At 59.8% G+C, this 15,111-nt stretch carries 10 protein-coding genes; 4 read left to right on the top strand and 6 right to left on the bottom strand.

What is annotated here, in order from left to right; translation table 11 throughout:
* The first annotated feature begins 28 nt into the window (after window positions 1-28).
* Window positions 29-2,377: an acylase gene (locus J4E42_RS01570; protein WP_207284393.1), complete on the top strand. Its 2,349-nt coding sequence runs from the start codon at window positions 29-31 to the stop codon at window positions 2,375-2,377.
* 55 nt (window positions 2,378-2,432) lie between these two features.
* On the opposite strand, the gene J4E42_RS01565 is transcribed toward J4E42_RS01570, so the two are convergent.
* Window positions 2,433-3,434, bottom strand: a complete 1,002-nt coding sequence (locus J4E42_RS01565; protein ID WP_207284392.1) for a FecR family protein — start codon at window positions 3,432-3,434, stop codon at window positions 2,433-2,435.
* A 97-nt stretch (window positions 3,435-3,531) separates the two neighbouring features.
* A complete protein-coding gene (locus J4E42_RS01560; RefSeq protein WP_207284391.1) occupies window positions 3,532-8,388 on the bottom strand; it encodes a dermonecrotic toxin domain-containing protein in 4,857 nt (1,618 codons plus the stop codon).
* A gap of 183 nt (window positions 8,389-8,571) precedes the next feature.
* On the opposite strand from J4E42_RS01560, the gene J4E42_RS01555 reads away from it, so the two are divergent.
* On the top strand, window positions 8,572-9,612 hold the full coding sequence (locus J4E42_RS01555; RefSeq protein WP_207284390.1) for an Ldh family oxidoreductase: 1,041 nt from the start codon (window positions 8,572-8,574) through the stop codon (window positions 9,610-9,612).
* A 156-nt stretch (window positions 9,613-9,768) separates the two neighbouring features.
* Here J4E42_RS01555 and J4E42_RS01550 read toward each other — a convergent pair whose 3' ends face one another.
* The gene (locus J4E42_RS01550) at window positions 9,769-10,086 is read right to left on the bottom strand and encodes a YqjD family protein (protein WP_008029950.1); all 318 of its coding nucleotides are present in this window, start codon (window positions 10,084-10,086) and stop codon (window positions 9,769-9,771) included.
* Between the two features lie 165 nt (window positions 10,087-10,251).
* Here J4E42_RS01550 and J4E42_RS01545 point away from each other — a divergent pair, with 165 nt between their 5' ends.
* Window positions 10,252-10,503, top strand: coding sequence for a hypothetical protein (locus J4E42_RS01545; protein ID WP_007937833.1), 252 nt, complete (start codon window positions 10,252-10,254; stop codon window positions 10,501-10,503).
* A gap of 8 nt (window positions 10,504-10,511) precedes the next feature.
* Here J4E42_RS01545 and J4E42_RS01540 read toward each other — a convergent pair whose 3' ends face one another.
* Window positions 10,512-11,420, bottom strand: a complete 909-nt coding sequence (locus J4E42_RS01540; RefSeq protein ID WP_207284389.1) for a LysR family transcriptional regulator — start codon at window positions 11,418-11,420, stop codon at window positions 10,512-10,514.
* Window positions 11,421-11,504: 84 nt separating this feature from the next.
* On the opposite strand from J4E42_RS01540, the gene J4E42_RS01535 reads away from it, so the two are divergent.
* The gene (locus J4E42_RS01535; protein ID WP_207284388.1) at window positions 11,505-12,425 is read left to right on the top strand and encodes a carbon-nitrogen hydrolase family protein; all 921 of its coding nucleotides are present in this window, start codon (window positions 11,505-11,507) and stop codon (window positions 12,423-12,425) included.
* Window positions 12,426-12,531: 106 nt separating this feature from the next.
* Here the strand turns inward: J4E42_RS01535 and J4E42_RS01530 are convergent, their stop codons facing one another.
* Together J4E42_RS01530 and J4E42_RS01525 are read right to left on the bottom strand one after the other, a co-directional pair.
* Window positions 12,532-13,965: a nucleobase:cation symporter-2 family protein gene (locus J4E42_RS01530; protein WP_008036659.1), complete on the bottom strand. Its 1,434-nt coding sequence runs from the start codon at window positions 13,963-13,965 to the stop codon at window positions 12,532-12,534.
* A gap of 190 nt (window positions 13,966-14,155) precedes the next feature.
* A complete protein-coding gene (locus J4E42_RS01525) occupies window positions 14,156-15,049 on the bottom strand; it encodes a LysR family transcriptional regulator (RefSeq protein WP_192227090.1) in 894 nt (297 codons plus the stop codon).
* Window positions 15,050-15,111 lie beyond the last annotated feature (62 nt).

The following is a 15,111-nucleotide window of genomic DNA, read 5'->3' as shown; positions in this document are numbered from 1 at the left end:
CTACAGGATAAAGGCATCAGGAGCGAGTGTGATTATTACCAGGCAGTTAACCCGATTGAGCCTTGCCGCCGTGTTGGTGGGCTTGAGTCTTGCGGCACACGCGCGCAGCCAGCCGGATGCTTCGGCGACGGCCGATATCCGCCGGACCAGCTTCGGCGTGCCGCATATTCGTGCCGACAACGAACGTGGCCTCGGCTACGGCATCGGCTACGCGTACGCGCAGGACAATCTGTGCCTGCTGGCCAATGAGATCACCACGGTGAACGGCGAGCGTTCACGTTATTTCGGCCCGGAGCAGTTCACGGTCGAAGAGCGCGAAAATCAGGTCAGCGATGTGTTTTTCAACTGGTTGAATAGGCCGCAAGCCGTCGCTGCGTTCTGGCAGGCGCAGACCCCGGAAGTCCGCGACCTCATTGAAGGGTATGTGGCGGGTTACAACCGCTCGCTGGCGGAACGTCGCGCACAAGGTTTGCCGCAGCAATGCCAGGGCGAATGGGTGCGGGACATCACCGCGCAGGACCTGGTCAAGTTGACCCGGCGGCTGTTGGTCGAAGGCGGCGTCGGGCAGTTTGCCGAAGCGCTGGCCGGTGCCACGCCGCCCAAAGCGGTCGCGCAGAATACGCAGGCCTCGGCGCAGTTCCAGCTAGCCGCTGCGCGCATTCAACGCTTCGCGCTGGATCGCGGCAGCAACGCAGTCGCGGTGGGCAGTGAACGCTCCTTCAATGGCCGTGGCATGTTGTTGGCCAACCCGCATTTTCCGTGGGTCGGCGGGATGCGCTTCTACCAGATGCACCTGACCATCCCCGGTAAACTCGATGTGATGGGCGCCGCGCTGCCCGGTCTGCCGATGATCAACATCGGCTTCAACCAACACCTGGCCTGGACCCACACCGTGGACTCGTCCAAGCATTTCACCCTGTATCGCCTGCAACTCGATCCGAAGGACCCGACCCGCTATTTGCTCGACGGCAAATCGCTGCCGATGAAGCAGCAGACCGTGACCGTTAAGGTGAAACAGCCTGACGGACAGACCCGGGCGGTCTCTCGCGTGATCTACAGCTCGCAATTCGGCCCAATCGTGCAATGGCCGGGAAAACTGGACTGGGATAACCAGTTCGCCTACAGCCTGCGCGATGCCAACCTCGATAACGACCGGGTGTTGCAGCAGTGGTACGCGATGAATCGTGCGGTCAGCCTCAAGGAATTGCAGGCATCGGTTCACAAGATCCAGGGCATCCCGTGGGTCAACACCCTGGCGGCGGACGATCAGGGGCAGACGCTGTACATGAACCTGTCGGTGGTGCCGAACGTCAGTGTCGACAAACTGGCCGCGTGCAGCGATCCACGGGCCGGGTTGCAGATGATCGTGCTCGACGGTTCCAACAGCGCTTGTGCATGGGACATCGACCCGGCGGCGGCGCAAAAAGGCATTTATGCCTCGGACACATTACCGCAGTTGCTGCGCAAGGACTTTGTGCAGCACTCCAACGATTCGGCGTGGATGGCCAACCCGGCACAACCGCTCACCGGTTTCTCGCCACTGATCAGCCAGGACAGCCAGCCGTTGGGCCTGCGCTCACGTTTTGCCCTGGATCGCCTGGCCACACTGAACAAGACTGGCCCGATTGCCGCGACCGATCTGCAACAGATGGTGATGGACGATCAGGTGTACCAGGCGACTCAAGTGATGCCTGATTTGTTGAAATTCTGCGCTGAAGACCTGGGCGCCGATGCGCCGACGCTCACGCCGCTGTGTGCCAGTCTGAAAGCCTGGGACCGCAGCGCGAACCTGGACAGCGGCGTGGGATTCGTACATTTCCAGAATGTCATGGAAGCGCTACAGGAAGCGCCCGATGTCTGGCGTGTGGTGTTTGACCCGAAAGACCCGCAACACACGCCTCGCGGCCTGGCGGTCGAGCGGGTGGAAGTTGCCAAGGCTGTGCGCGAGGCGATGCTGGCGTCGGTGGAATCGGTCAACACATCGGGGCTCAAGACGGACAGCCGCTGGGGCGATATCCAGGTGGTCAGCAGCGGTGGCCAGCAGACGCCGATTCACGGCGGACCGGGCACCCTGGGCGTGTATAACGCGATTCAGAGCGTGCCGAGAACCGACGGCAAACGCGAAGTGGTCAGTGGCACCAGCTATTTGCAAGTGGTGACGTTCGACGACAAGGGACCGCAGGCCAAAGGGCTGTTGGCGTTTTCGTTGTCCAGCGACCCGGCCTCAAAGCACGCCAATGACCAGACGTTGGCCTTCTCGAAGAAACAGTTGAGTGTGTTGCCGTTCACCGAACAGCAGATCACTTCGGACCCGCAGTACCAGACACAGACAATACGCGAGCAGGATGAAAAAGCCGCGAAGGTAGCCAAACAGTAAATCGAACAGAGTTTGCGTTCAGAAAGAAGGCCGCACCCCGCAAGGGTTGCGGCCTTCAGCTTTTAGGCGGTTGCTGCGGCATGGAATTGAGGACCGGATTGCCTTCCTTGTTGCGGGTCAGGTAGACCGGCAACACCTTGGGCAGCGTCGCCACAAGGCTGTTGAGTTCCTTGATGTTGTAGATGCCACCGAGGCGGATTGAGCCGGTGCTGCTGTCGGCGACCATCACCGGGGTGTTCAGGTAACGATTGATCAATGGCAGGGCTTCGGACAACGCCAGGTTATCGAGCACCAGTTTGCCGTGACGCCAGGCCAGCGAGCTGTCGTTGGCGTAGGTCTGGCTGATTTGCGGCGTGAAGTCGCCGTGTTTGTAGCGCGCCTGCATCGACGGCTCAAGCCGCAGGCCATCACCTGGCAGGTCATTGTTGCTGCTGACCAGAACCGAACCTTCGATCAGGTTGACGCGCACCTGATCCTCGTACATCCAGACATTGAACTGGGTGCCGGTGACCCGGATTCTGCCTTCCGCCGCCCGAACGATAAACGGGTGGTTCGCGTCGTGGCTGACTTTGAAGAAGGCTTCGCCTTTTTCCAGGCTGACGCGGCGCTGATCCTTGTAATTGCTGTAGGTCAGCTCGGTGCCAAGGTTCAGTTCGACCTGGGTGCCATCGCTCAATGTGACCTGACGGACCGTATTGCTGGCTTCGAAATGCTGGTACGAGTTGGGAATCCAGCCCAGGTTCCACCCGCTAAAAGCCGCCAGTGGCAGCGCCAGGGCACACACGGCGGCAGCGATGCCGAACGTGCGCCAAGGCGTTGTGGGTTGGAGGCGAGCGACGGGCATGACGGCTTCGGGACGAGGCAAATCTCCCGCGACATCCCAAATCTCCAGCATGGCCTCGTACTCGAACGCATGCAGTGGATCAGCGTCAAGCCACTGTTCGAATGCTTGCCGTTCCTCAGCCGTGCAGTCGGTGGCGTGCAAACGCATGCACCAGTGCGCAGCGGCATCGGTGATGGCGTCATATTGGGCTTGCGAGAGAGGGGTGTCGGTCATTGACTCATCCTGATTTCCTGCATTCTAACCTTGAGGGCAGTCTGCGAGAACAGCCGTCATGGCATTTACCCATCAAACGGCTGTTTATTTTCTGGACTCAAGGTGTATTGACGTGTAACTCGCGGCCGAGATGACTGATTAACCAGGCCACGCTGTCGGCATTTCCAAGTTGTACCGCCAGCCGGGTCAGTGAGTTCCTTTTGAAGGTCTCGCGAGCACCGCTCAGGTTTTCTGCACCGGTCAACGTCAAAAGTTGGGCTTTTACCCGGTCAGTGTTTTCATAAGTCGTACTTCCCGGGTCTTCCCACACGCCGGTGTCGGCATCCTGGGTCATGAACAATTGTGTGTAAGGTGTCTTGATCGACAGTGCGGTGTCCTGAGCATCGGTCAATGCATTCTTGAGATCAGTGGCGGTCGCGCTGGCCGTGCCGATCAGGTCGGTGAAAGGTCTGCCAGGGTCAAGGTAGGAAATGTCCTCGGTATTACAAACAAGGTGTGAAAGCTCATGCAGGAGCGTTATCGCCCGGGCATGCGTGTGGATCGGGAAGGCCGTGTCGGTAAGATATTGGCGGTAATGCTCGAAACCGGGATCGAAGAATTTTTCTGCCAGATAGATTTTCTTCTCGGTGTCATTCGGGATGGTGAGGCCGAATGTACTGTCGGCGCCAGCGTTTACCCGGCCGACGACAAAACGATCGGACCTGGCCTTTCTGAGCGTAGGGTCCAACAACGCGGTAAACATGTCGCCCACGACTTTTTCCAGTTTCTCGACATGCTCCGGCAACACCTCAGGCACTTCAATGAAACGCTTGATGAGTTGATGCACGGGGGTGTCCGTGTCGTTGGTGTTCTTCAGCAACTGCAGGTTTCGAAAGCTGTTCCAGGCATAGCTCGTTGCCTGGTCAAGCGCCTGGTCGATCTGCCGAGCCTTGTGCGGGTAAAAACGTCGTATCTGTCGCATTCCATGGGCGTCGATGTTCATGCCCTCCCAAGCCGCTGCCAGAGTATCCAGCCGACGGAGAAGGCCGAACTGCGGCTTCGGTGCATCCCGGTCGAGCACCCATTGTTTCGATTCGTTTTGCCGTAGGTAAGGGCCTAGCGCCTTTGAGTCGGCAATACGCCAGTGGGTGCCGCGTTTGGTCACCGGAAACACTTTGCCTTCCACCGGCCCGTAAAGTTGTTTGGTCGTCGGGTGCGCGTAGAGCCCGGGCGTTGAGTCGGGCTTGAGCGAATCCAGGTCGATGTGGAGGCTTTCATGACGCTTCAAGCCTGTGCGCTCGGGGGCGGTCACCTTGATGTCCTGCCATTTGCAGCGGGCATCGGTTTTTTCCGGTGGCGGTTCGGCTGGCGTGGAAGTCGGCGGTGCGTGAGTGTCCAGCGATTGGCGCAACGAAGCGAGTTGAGCAATGCCGCTGATGAATTCTCTGAGGGCCGCACCCCATTTGTGCGTTTGCAGGTCTTCGGCGGATTGTTTGATGTCAAGGTAGCTGTGGTACACCGTGACGGGGTAGGCGAGCTTGCCCATGAAAAATGAATACGCCTCGTGCAGGTCCTCGCCCAGAACGTGCTTGATGGTTGCCCATGCACTCTGCTTTTGGTTATCGGACTGACAACCGAGCAACCGACCCAACAACGCGGCATTTTCATGGAACAAGTGCCCGAACAGGTGCCCCTTGATCGGGTTGGACGCCAGCGTGACTTCGGTATCGGCATTGCCCGTGGCCACAGGTGCGGCTCTTGTAGCCCGGTTGCTGCGCGTTGCCATTCGGGTTTCGAGCAAGATCCGCTCGGGTTGCGGCAGGTTCATGAGCACCCAGTCGAGCAGTGCGCCGCGGGTCTTCAGTTCTGCCAGCAGCTGGGTTTCGCTTTGGTATTCCTTGATCCCGTGCCGTGGACTGTGAGGGGCGACAAGCACCTGCGGCGCCGTGCTGTCGGCCGATGAACCGATCAGGTAGACGCCCGGTACTTTGACGGTTTGTCCGCTCCTGACACCGAGGAACTCCAGGGGCCGGATGATCGCGTGGGCGCCATCGACGGCTGCACGGGCGATGGCGTCTGGCATGTCCATGACCTGGCGGATCAGATCGAACCCGGTTTCGCTCAGGCGCTCCTGCAGTTTTTCCGTGTGAGCGTGGTGCATCAGTTGCCAGGGCAGTTGCGTGTAAAAACGTTGCCTGCGAATCGCGTTTGCCTCGGTGTCTGCGAGGGCCGCGCTGAGTATTTTCTGCTGATGTTCACCCGGTTTCAGGTTGCGTATCAGGTCTTTGATGTAGCGTTCGTCCATGCCCTCCGGAATGACCGTGGTGTCCAGCGACGTCAGTTTGAGCGAGACAGTGTCCAGGTCCTTGAGGTGAGCCAGCGCAAAATCGGTCAGGGTCTGTTTGCTGGACGCGGACCAGGGGCTGGCGCTGATCTCGACCTGGACCTTGTCCGGATTGATGTTGAACGTGTCGGCCTTGAGTTGTTTTTCCAGTTCATGGTGGGTAGTTTTCTTCAATGATCGGATGCCGGTGAGGTAGTCCTCGTCGTCTTTGACGTTGTGCAGATATTGCTGAAGCAGTTCGCCATGCAGGATCAAGTCGTTGATCGGCGCCTTGGCCAGCCAGGCCGGCAGTTTTTGCTGGGTGATCAGGGACTGGGCAATGTCGCTCGCGCGACTTAGCCCGGTCATCGGCTCACGCAGGGCCACCAGGTTCAGCAGACTGGCCAGCGGCGCGGGGGAGAGCGGGGTGGTCAGCGCGCGGGTGACGAAGGTCTGGTCCAGATCAACAAAGGGCCTTTGCACATTGTCGAGAAAATGCCCATGGACCTGTTGCAGCGGCGCCAGTGTGTAGGCCCTGTCTGGCAATCGCTCGCTACGGCCAAGGTTTTCCAGAAGCATGGAACGATGATTCTTGTCTTTAAGGCGTCGTTCGAGCTCTTCCTTTAGCGGCGTCAGTGCCTTGAAGGCTTCAAATCCCAGTGCCGGCGTCCACAGAATGGCCTTGCCCGAGTGCAGCGGATCCAGGCCGCCCCGTTCAGTCAGGACAAAACAGCTGGCCAGTTTCAGTGGGGTTGCCGCGGTGCCGGCCTTCAACGCCAGGGAAAAGACCTCCGGTAAAAAGCCGTTCAATGCTGCTCGGTCCGCGCTTGTAGGCGTATCGAGCACGGTTTTGATGATCGCTTGTTCCGCCGCACCCAGGGTGCGTGAGACGGCGCGAAGCTTCAATTCACTGCGCAGTGCAGTTGACAGTGTGTGGGTAAAACTCGATTTCAAACCTGCCAATGATGAACTGACGAGGCTTTGCGCCGCGGTGAACGTGCGGGTTGTTGTGGGAATGACCGGGTGTTTTTCAAGGACTTGATCAAGCGCCTGTTCGACCGAGCTCAGCAGCGACAGCTCCTGTTTGGCCGACTCGGCGCGCACGGTGGCCGGCCGCGCATTCACGCCATGGTCCGGTCGAGTGCTCCAGCGTCCCACGGCTTCAGGCAGCAGCAAGCGGGGATCGATCAATGCCCGGACGTCCAGGGCATTGTCGAGCAAGGCATGAGGGTCCAGCGTGCCTTCGCTTTCACGGTAACGGCTCAAGGCATGGCTGAGGTTTTGCCGTTGTTTATCAATGATGTCAGTCATCACGCCTGCAAACACCGGGCCGACGATGGGTTCACCGACGATCACCCGATCGTTCAGTACCAGTCCAAGAAACGTGCAGCGTTCGTTCAATGACATGAACTTGAGCAGCGTGTCTTCATGCTCTGCGCTGTTGAGCATTTGCAGGGCGATTTTTTTCACTGCTGGCAGGTTGCTTGTGGCCTCGATGCCGCGGGACGGGCTGTACAGGAAACCCAGCGTGTTCGCGCCGCCGATCATCAAGGTCGAGGCAAGCTCTGCGAATTGTTTGAAGGGGGCGGTGAACCGCACTTTTTCGATGCGAAGGGGATCGACCGTGGCCGGGGGGAGGCTGACATTCATCAGTCGCAGGTATTGCTCTGTCGTCAAAGTGCCCTGCTGGTGCTGGTTTAACAGCCTTGCGTGAAAAGTGTCTTGCAGGCCCTCGGTGAAAAAAGCCCGGCGCGACAAGCCATTGCTCATGAGCGAGTCCCAGAAGGTCTCGAGCAGGCTGTGCAGGTGAGGCGTAAAACCTTGCGCGATTTTTTTTACCGCGCTTTCCCAGGTCTGGTTGTCGGCATTGCTGCCGGTGGCGTGCTCGGGATGGGTAAACACCCTGGAGGCCCCCGTCGGCCACTGATTCGTCAGGTAAAAATGCAGGAGGGCCTCGCTCAGTGACATCGTTGCAATCCCATGGGGCGTTCCACGTTGATCAAACGCAGAACCCGTACTGACAAAACTGTTCAGCCGCGTCAGCCGCTGGTCCAGTTTGGGGAATGGCTTGGACAACGCGTGCTTGAGGACCTCGTCCAGCATTGATTGCAAGGTGGGCATCTTGACCAACTCGTCCGCCATCGCCTTGAGGTTTTGTTCCTGCTGTTGCTTGAGCGTGAGTTCCTGGTCTTCGAATACCGCGCCTTCGATTTCCTGAGTGGAAATATCGAGTGCAGCGGCGGCGGCCAAGGGCAGGCGTTGTTCGATGGAGTGGAAGCGCAACAGCTCACTTTTTTCAGTGGCCTGCGCCAACCATTCTTTGAGTTTGCTTTTGAGGTCGGCCATGCCCGCGAATTTGACCAGGCCTTTGCACGGTGTGAAGAGCGTGACCGCGCCATTATTGGGCCGGCTCATGGCAAAGGCACCGGCCAATGGAATGCCGGCCTTTGCGGGCAAAGACAGCAGCAGTTGGAAGGCCTGCATCGGTTTTTCATGGGCTTTGCGGGCTGCCTGGGTCGGCTTATAAACCGTGTTCAGCCAGTCCAGATCGTCCAGGGTAAAGCCTAGCTCGGTTTCCCGTTCGCCAAGTAGCGCGGCAGTGGATGCAGACAAGGCTTCGTCAAAAAAATACGGCAGTGCAGGTGTCGTCATGATATTTCCTCGATGGACTGCGGCGGTGTTCAGCGCAGATCGTTGGGTCGAGGGGCAACAATAGGGGGCGGGAAAAGGCGGGGTGCGGTACATATTGCTTGCGCGAGAGACTTGACAGGAAGCCGGTAAAAAAGCGCTTAATCGACCTGTCGCCCGCCTCTAAAAATAACACTGGAGCTTCAGATGACCGCTTCGCCTGAAATGGCAGTCAGTTCGGCCAACTCAACCCTGGATTTTGATTCTCTCGTCCTTTTGCTCGAACGCATTTTCGTTCGTCACGGCACCTCCGCCGAAGTCGCCAGGGCACTGGCCCTCAACTGCGCCGGTGCCGAACGTGATGGCGCCCACAGTCATGGCGTGTTCCGCATTCCCGGTTACGTATCAACGCTGAAAAGCGGCTGGGTCAATGGCCAGGCCGTGCCGGTGGTTGAAGATGTGGCCTCGGGTTTTGTCCGGGTCGACGCCGGCAATGGCTTCGCCCAACCGGCGCTCGCCGCTGCACGTGCCTTGCTGGTAGAGAAGGCCCGCAGCGCCGGGATCGCGGTGTTGGCGATTCGCAATTCCCATCACTTCGCGGCGTTGTGGCCGGACGTCGAGCCGTTCGCCTATGAAGGGCTGGTGGCGTTGAGCGTGGTCAATAGCATGACCTGCGTGGTGCCGCACGGTGCCGATCGCCCGCTGTTCGGTACCAACCCGATTGCCTTCGCCGCCCCGCGTGCGGACGGCGATCCGATTGTCTTCGACCTGGCCACCAGCGCCATCGCCCATGGCGATGTGCAGATCGCCGCACGCAAGGGTGAGCGCTTGCCCGCGGGCATGGGCGTGGACGGCCTCGGTCAGCCAACCCAGGACCCGAAAGCGATTCTGGAGGGTGGGGCATTGCTGCCGTTTGGCGGCCATAAAGGTTCGGCGTTGTCGATGATGGTGGAGCTGTTGGCGGCGGCGTTGACCGGCGGCAATTTCTCCTTCGAATTCGACTGGAAAAACCACCCTGGTGCCAAGACGCCATGGACCGGCCAACTGTTGATCGTGATCGATCCGAGCAAGGCCGCCGGGCAGAGTTTTGCCGAGCGCAGCCAGGAACTGGTGCGGCAGATGCACGGTGTGGGGCTCAAACGGTTGCCGGGTGATCGCCGCCATCATCAGCGCGCCAAGTCCAACGCTGATGGTATTCAGCTGGATGCGGATACGCTGGCGAATCTGCGCGAACTAGCTGGTCTCTAAATTCGAAACCGAGTTGGCCGAACTCTAACGTCGAAACACGGACTGTGTAGGAGCCGGCTTGCTGGCGATGGCGTCCTTGAGATCGCTATCGCCAGCAAGCCGGCTCCTACATTAAATTGCGTTTAGCCAACGTCAGCGTGACAAAGGCGCGGCCGGTTAGCGTCGGCCCAGCAACAACCCGACAACCAAACCGAAACCGGCGGAAATCGCCACGGTTTGCCACGGATGACCACCGATATAGGTCTCTGTCGCTTCGACTGCGGGCAAGGTCCGGTCACGAACACGGGTCACCGAGTCTCGCGCCTGCTGGAGTTTCTGGGCGATTTGCCCACGGAGCGTGTCCGCTTCCTCACCGACCAGCGAGGCACTGCTTTTCAGCAATTTTTCCGACTCTTCGATCAGCGCCTGAAGCTCGCTGAACGCTTGATCCTTGATTTGGTCTTCGGCGGCTTGTGCGGCGGTTTTCCGAGCCATTGGGATACTCCTTGCAGGTGAGTGGGCAGTGAACAATGGAGTCTGCGGCGATTGAAAAAGTTGCAGCGATTTTACCTGCGCAGGCCCTACTGTAGAAAAATCCTGCGCAGGACATTTCTTCCTACAGTGTAAGATGTCGCCTATTTACGCAGCAGGTAACTCCCCATGAGCTTCAATCTGGCCGACAAACCCCTTGCCGAGCGCGCAGCGCTTGAAGACGAGAAATCCCGTCTGTTCGAACTCTGGCAGAACAACCTGGGCAAAGCCAAAGGCGAGGCCGCACGCTTGTTTGGCGAACGCGCCAAGCGCAAAGGCAAATGGGCCGAATGGGTCCGTTCCGAACTCGACGGCATGTCGCCTCCGGAATTCGCCAACATGGTGCGCAGTGAAGTCAATCGGTTGATGGCGGCCAAATAAGGCCGGCTTCACGCAAAAATCGCGACAATTGCCTCACGCACTTTCAACACCACCGGATCGAGCTGCGTGCTGGTACGCCAGCCCAGTTCGATCGGGTAACGCGGCAATGCCAACGGGCAGGGCAGCAACGTCAACCCGCTGAGTGCGGCGATGCTTCGGGCGGCATGTGCCGGGATGGTCGCCACCGCCTGACTGCCCTTGAGCAGATGCGGCAACGCCGCGAAATGCGTGGTCGAAGCGCATACCCGCCGGCTCAGGCCCAACGCGGCCAATCCTTCGTCGGTGATCCCGATAAAACCACCCGATGACACCAGAATATGTTCACGGGTGACGAACTCCTCAAGGTCGATGGTTTGTTGTCCCGCGGCCAGACTCGTCGGGTCAACCAGACACAGATAATCGCCTTCCCCCAGCACCTGACGACTCAGCAACCGTTCGGCAAACCCGCCGGCCGTGATCGCCAGGTCGATACTGCGCTCCATCAACGCGTGGGCGACGATCTGGCTGTGGGTCTGGCGGAAGATCAGCCGTAACTTCGGCGCGCAACGGTCGATCTCTTCGATCAAGCGGCGGCCGTAGGCAATTTCGAAATCATCCGACATGCCCACCGTGACCGAGCGGCCTTCGTAGTGATGGGCGGCCGGATCGACCATCGCCAGGCTTTGTCGGCATTTGTTCAGCGCGTCGCTGACCACCGGTTTCAACTGATTGGCCTTGAGCGTCGGCGCCAGGCCTCGGCCGGTGCGCACAAACAACTGATCGCCATACACCTCGCGCAGTCGGCGCAACGCCGCGCTGACCGCCGACTGCGTGACGCCCAGACGCAACGCTGCACGGCTGGCGCTGGACTCTTCATGCAAGGCTTCGAAGACTTTGAGCAGGTTGAGATCGACGGTGGCGATATTCATGGTGTTCATATCATTCAGCAGCGAACGGGGCTTTATTCATGATCCGGTAGCGCCTGAGAATGAGCAACACCCGATTCGAATGGAGTTACTGCAATGCCCAAGTCAATCGTTGCTGCACTGCAAATCGGCGCACTGCCCGGCGGCAAGGCCGAGACCCTGGAGCAAATCCTCTCTTACGAAAACGCCATCCTTGAAGCCGGCGCGGCGCTGGTGGTCATGCCCGAAGCGTTGCTCGGTGGTTACCCGAAAGGCGAGGGGTTCGGCACGCAACTGGGTTATCGACTGCCGGAAGGTCGAGAAGCATTTGCCCGGTATTTCGCCAACGCCATCGACGTCCCGGGCGTAGAAACCGAAGCGCTGGCCGGGTTGTCGGCGCGCACCGGGGCCAATCTGGTGATTGGCGTCATTGAGCGCGCCGGCAGCACCTTGTATTGCACCGCGTTGTATTTCGATCCGCAGGCCGGACTGGTCGCCAAACACCGAAAACTGATGCCCACGGGCACCGAACGGCTGATCTGGGGCAAGGGTGATGGCTCGACGTTACCGGTGATCGACAGCCAGGTCGGGCGGATCGGCGCGGTGGTGTGCTGGGAAAACATGATGCCGCTGCTGCGCACCGCCATGTACGCCAAAGGTGTGGAGGTGTGGTGCGCACCCACGGTAGACGAGCGGGAAATGTGGCAGGTGAGCATGCGCCATATCGCCCACGAAGGGCGCTGCTTTGTGGTCAGTGCCTGTCAGGTTCAGGACTCGCCGCAAGCGCTGGGCGTAGAGATCGCCAACTGGCCGGCGGACCGACCGTTGATTGCCGGCGGCAGCGTAATCGTTGGCCCAATGGGCGACATTCTGGCCGGGCCGCTGCGCGGTGAGCGCGGCCTGCTCACCGCCGAAATCGACACCGAAGACCTGATCCGCGCGCGTTACGACTACGACGTCGTCGGCCACTACGCGCGCCCGGATGTGTTTGAGTTGACCGTGGATGAGCGCGCCAAACCCGGTGTCCGCTTCCTCTGACACACCACCCCCTGTAGGAGCCAGCTTGCTGGCGATGGCGGCCGAATAATCAACGCAAGTCTCACGGCCGCCATCGCCGGCAAGCCGGCTCCTACAGAGTGGCGGGTTAACCTTTGGCCGGGACATCCGGGTTTTCCATGACCTGGAGGATCGAGGCTTCCGGATCGAAATCGTCTTCTTCCAGCTCGATGAATTCCTCAGGCAGGAAGATGTTCAGCACGATAGCGCACAACGCGCCGACGGTAATCGGCGATTCAAAGATGTTATGCAGCGCCTTGGGCAACTCGCGCAACACCTCCGGCACGGCCGCCACACCCAGGCCCATGCCGAGGGAAATCGCCACGATCAGCATGTTGCGACGATGCAGGCCGGCTTCGGCGAGGATCTTGATCCCGGCCACTGCAACGGTGCCGAACATCACCAGTTCAGCGCCGCCGAGCACCGGTTTCGGCATCAGTTGCAGCACCGCACCGATCATCGGGAACAGCCCCAGCACCACCAGCAGGCCGGCAATGAAAAACGCCACGTAGCGGCTGGCCACGCCGGTCAGTTGAATCACGCCGTTGTTCTGCGCGAAGGTCACCATCGGCATGCTGTTGAACACCGCCGCCATGGCCGAGTTGAGACCGTCGGCGAGCAGGCCGGATTTGATCCGGCGAATGTAGATCGGGCCTTTGACCGGCTGCCGGGAAATCATCGAGTTGGCCGTCAGGTCACCGGCAGCCTCCAGCGGCGACACGAGGAAAATCACCGCCACCGGCACGAACGCCACCCAGTCGAAGTTGAAACCGTACTTGAACGGCACCGGCACGCTCATCAGCGGTACGTCGGGCATGCTGCCGAAATCCACGTGGCCCATGAGCCACGCCACGAGATAACCGAGGGTCAGGCCGATCACGATGGCGCCCAGGCGCAGGAACGGCACATCAACACGGTTCAGCACCACGATGGTGCCCAGCACCAACGCAGCCAACGCCAGATGACTGGCGGCGCCGAGATCCGTCGCGCCGAAGCCGCCGGCGATGTCGGTCATGGCGACTTTGATCAGCGACAGCCCCATCAACGTGATGATCGTCCCGGTTACCACCGGCGTGATCAGCATCCGCAATTTGCCGATGAACTGGCTCAACACCACTTCGATGAACGCGGCGAAAAAGCACACGCCAAAGATTGTCGAAAGGATTTCATCAGTGCCGCCGCCGCGGGCCTTGACCATGAAACCGGCGCTGAGGATCACACTGATGAACGAGAAACTGGTGCCTTGCAGACACAGCAAACCGGAACCGATCGGGCCGAACTTGCGCGCCTGGACGAAGGTGCCCAGCCCCGAGACAAACAGCGCCATGCTGATCAGATAGGGGATTTCGCTTTGCAGGCCGAGGGCGCTGCCCATGATCAGGGTCGGGGTGATGATGCCGACGAAGCTGGCGAGTACGTGTTGCAGGGCGGCGAAGACGGTGGCGGTCAGATGCGGGCGGTCGTCGAGGCCGTAGATCAGGTCGTTGTGGCGCGGGGCAGGGGCTTTTTCAGAGGCGGTCATGGTGGTTTGCGTGCCGAAAGGCGGGCCGGGTCAGAAAATGGAGGCGCAGGATGCCAGAAAATTCATCGACTTACACAAAACCCTTGTGGGAGCGAGCCTGCTCGCGAAGCGGTGAGTCAGACGATACAAATGTCGACTGAAACACCGCTTCGCGAGCAGGCTCGCTCCTACAGGGGATTTGCGGTGTTCTTCAGGTGAACGCGGCGAGCAAATCCTCTTCAAAGGCTTTCTGCGCATCCCCCGGCACCTGCGCACGGTGGCGGGCCAGATGGAATGCCACGTCGAAACTCATGTCGCTGCGGCGCACGGCCCTGAGCAATCCTTTGTCTTCCCAACTGCGGGCAAAGTGGCTGGGCAGGTAACCGACATGCTTGCCGGACAGAATGAAGGCGAGGGTGCCTTCGACCTGTTCCGAGCGCGCCGAGCACCGTTTGCCCTGAAAGGGTTCGTCGCTGCGCAAAAAACGGTAAGGGTGATCCACCCGGTCGCACGCCTGCAACGCTTGATCGTCCGGCGCCTCGTCGGTGAACAGCGGATGGCCGGCGGCGCAATACAAGTGCTGGGTTTCCGTGAACAGTTCGCGGTAGTCAAACGCGCTCTGCACCTGTGAGAAATAGCCGATCGCCAGGTCCAGCCGTTGTTGCAGCAGCAAGCGCTCCATCTCGCCGGGCATGGCGCTGATCAGTTCGATGCGCACCGACTCATCGCGTTCGCGAAAGCGCCGGATCGCCTCGGCCACCCGTTGCAGCACCGATTGATCCACGGCTTCGGACAGCCCCAGGCGCACCTCGCCGATCAGCCGACCGGCCACGCCATTGGATTGATGACGGAACGCTTCAATGGATTCGAACAGTCCGCGTGTCGCGGCCAACAGTTGTTCACCTTTGGGGGTGATCCTGAATCCACCCTTGCCGCGACTGCACAGCCGATAGCCGAGCCGGGTTTCAAGCCTGGCCATTTGCTGGCTGATGCTCGACTGGCTCAGGCCCAGTTCACCCTGGGCTGCGCTGAAACCACCGCATTCCACCACGCTGACGAACAGGCGCAGCAATTGCAGATCCACATCGTGAAGCTGGCCGAGCATCAAACATTACTCCGCAATAAAGTCAGGGTAACTGACTTGGTATTTTTCCAATGTATCCGACG

The organism is Pseudomonas sp. FW300-N2A2, from assembly GCF_017351735.1.
Classification (GTDB): domain Bacteria; phylum Pseudomonadota; class Gammaproteobacteria; order Pseudomonadales; family Pseudomonadaceae; genus Aquipseudomonas; species Aquipseudomonas migulae.
Note: the sequence above shows the minus strand (reverse complement) of the source record. Positions and strands in the feature narration are given on the sequence as shown.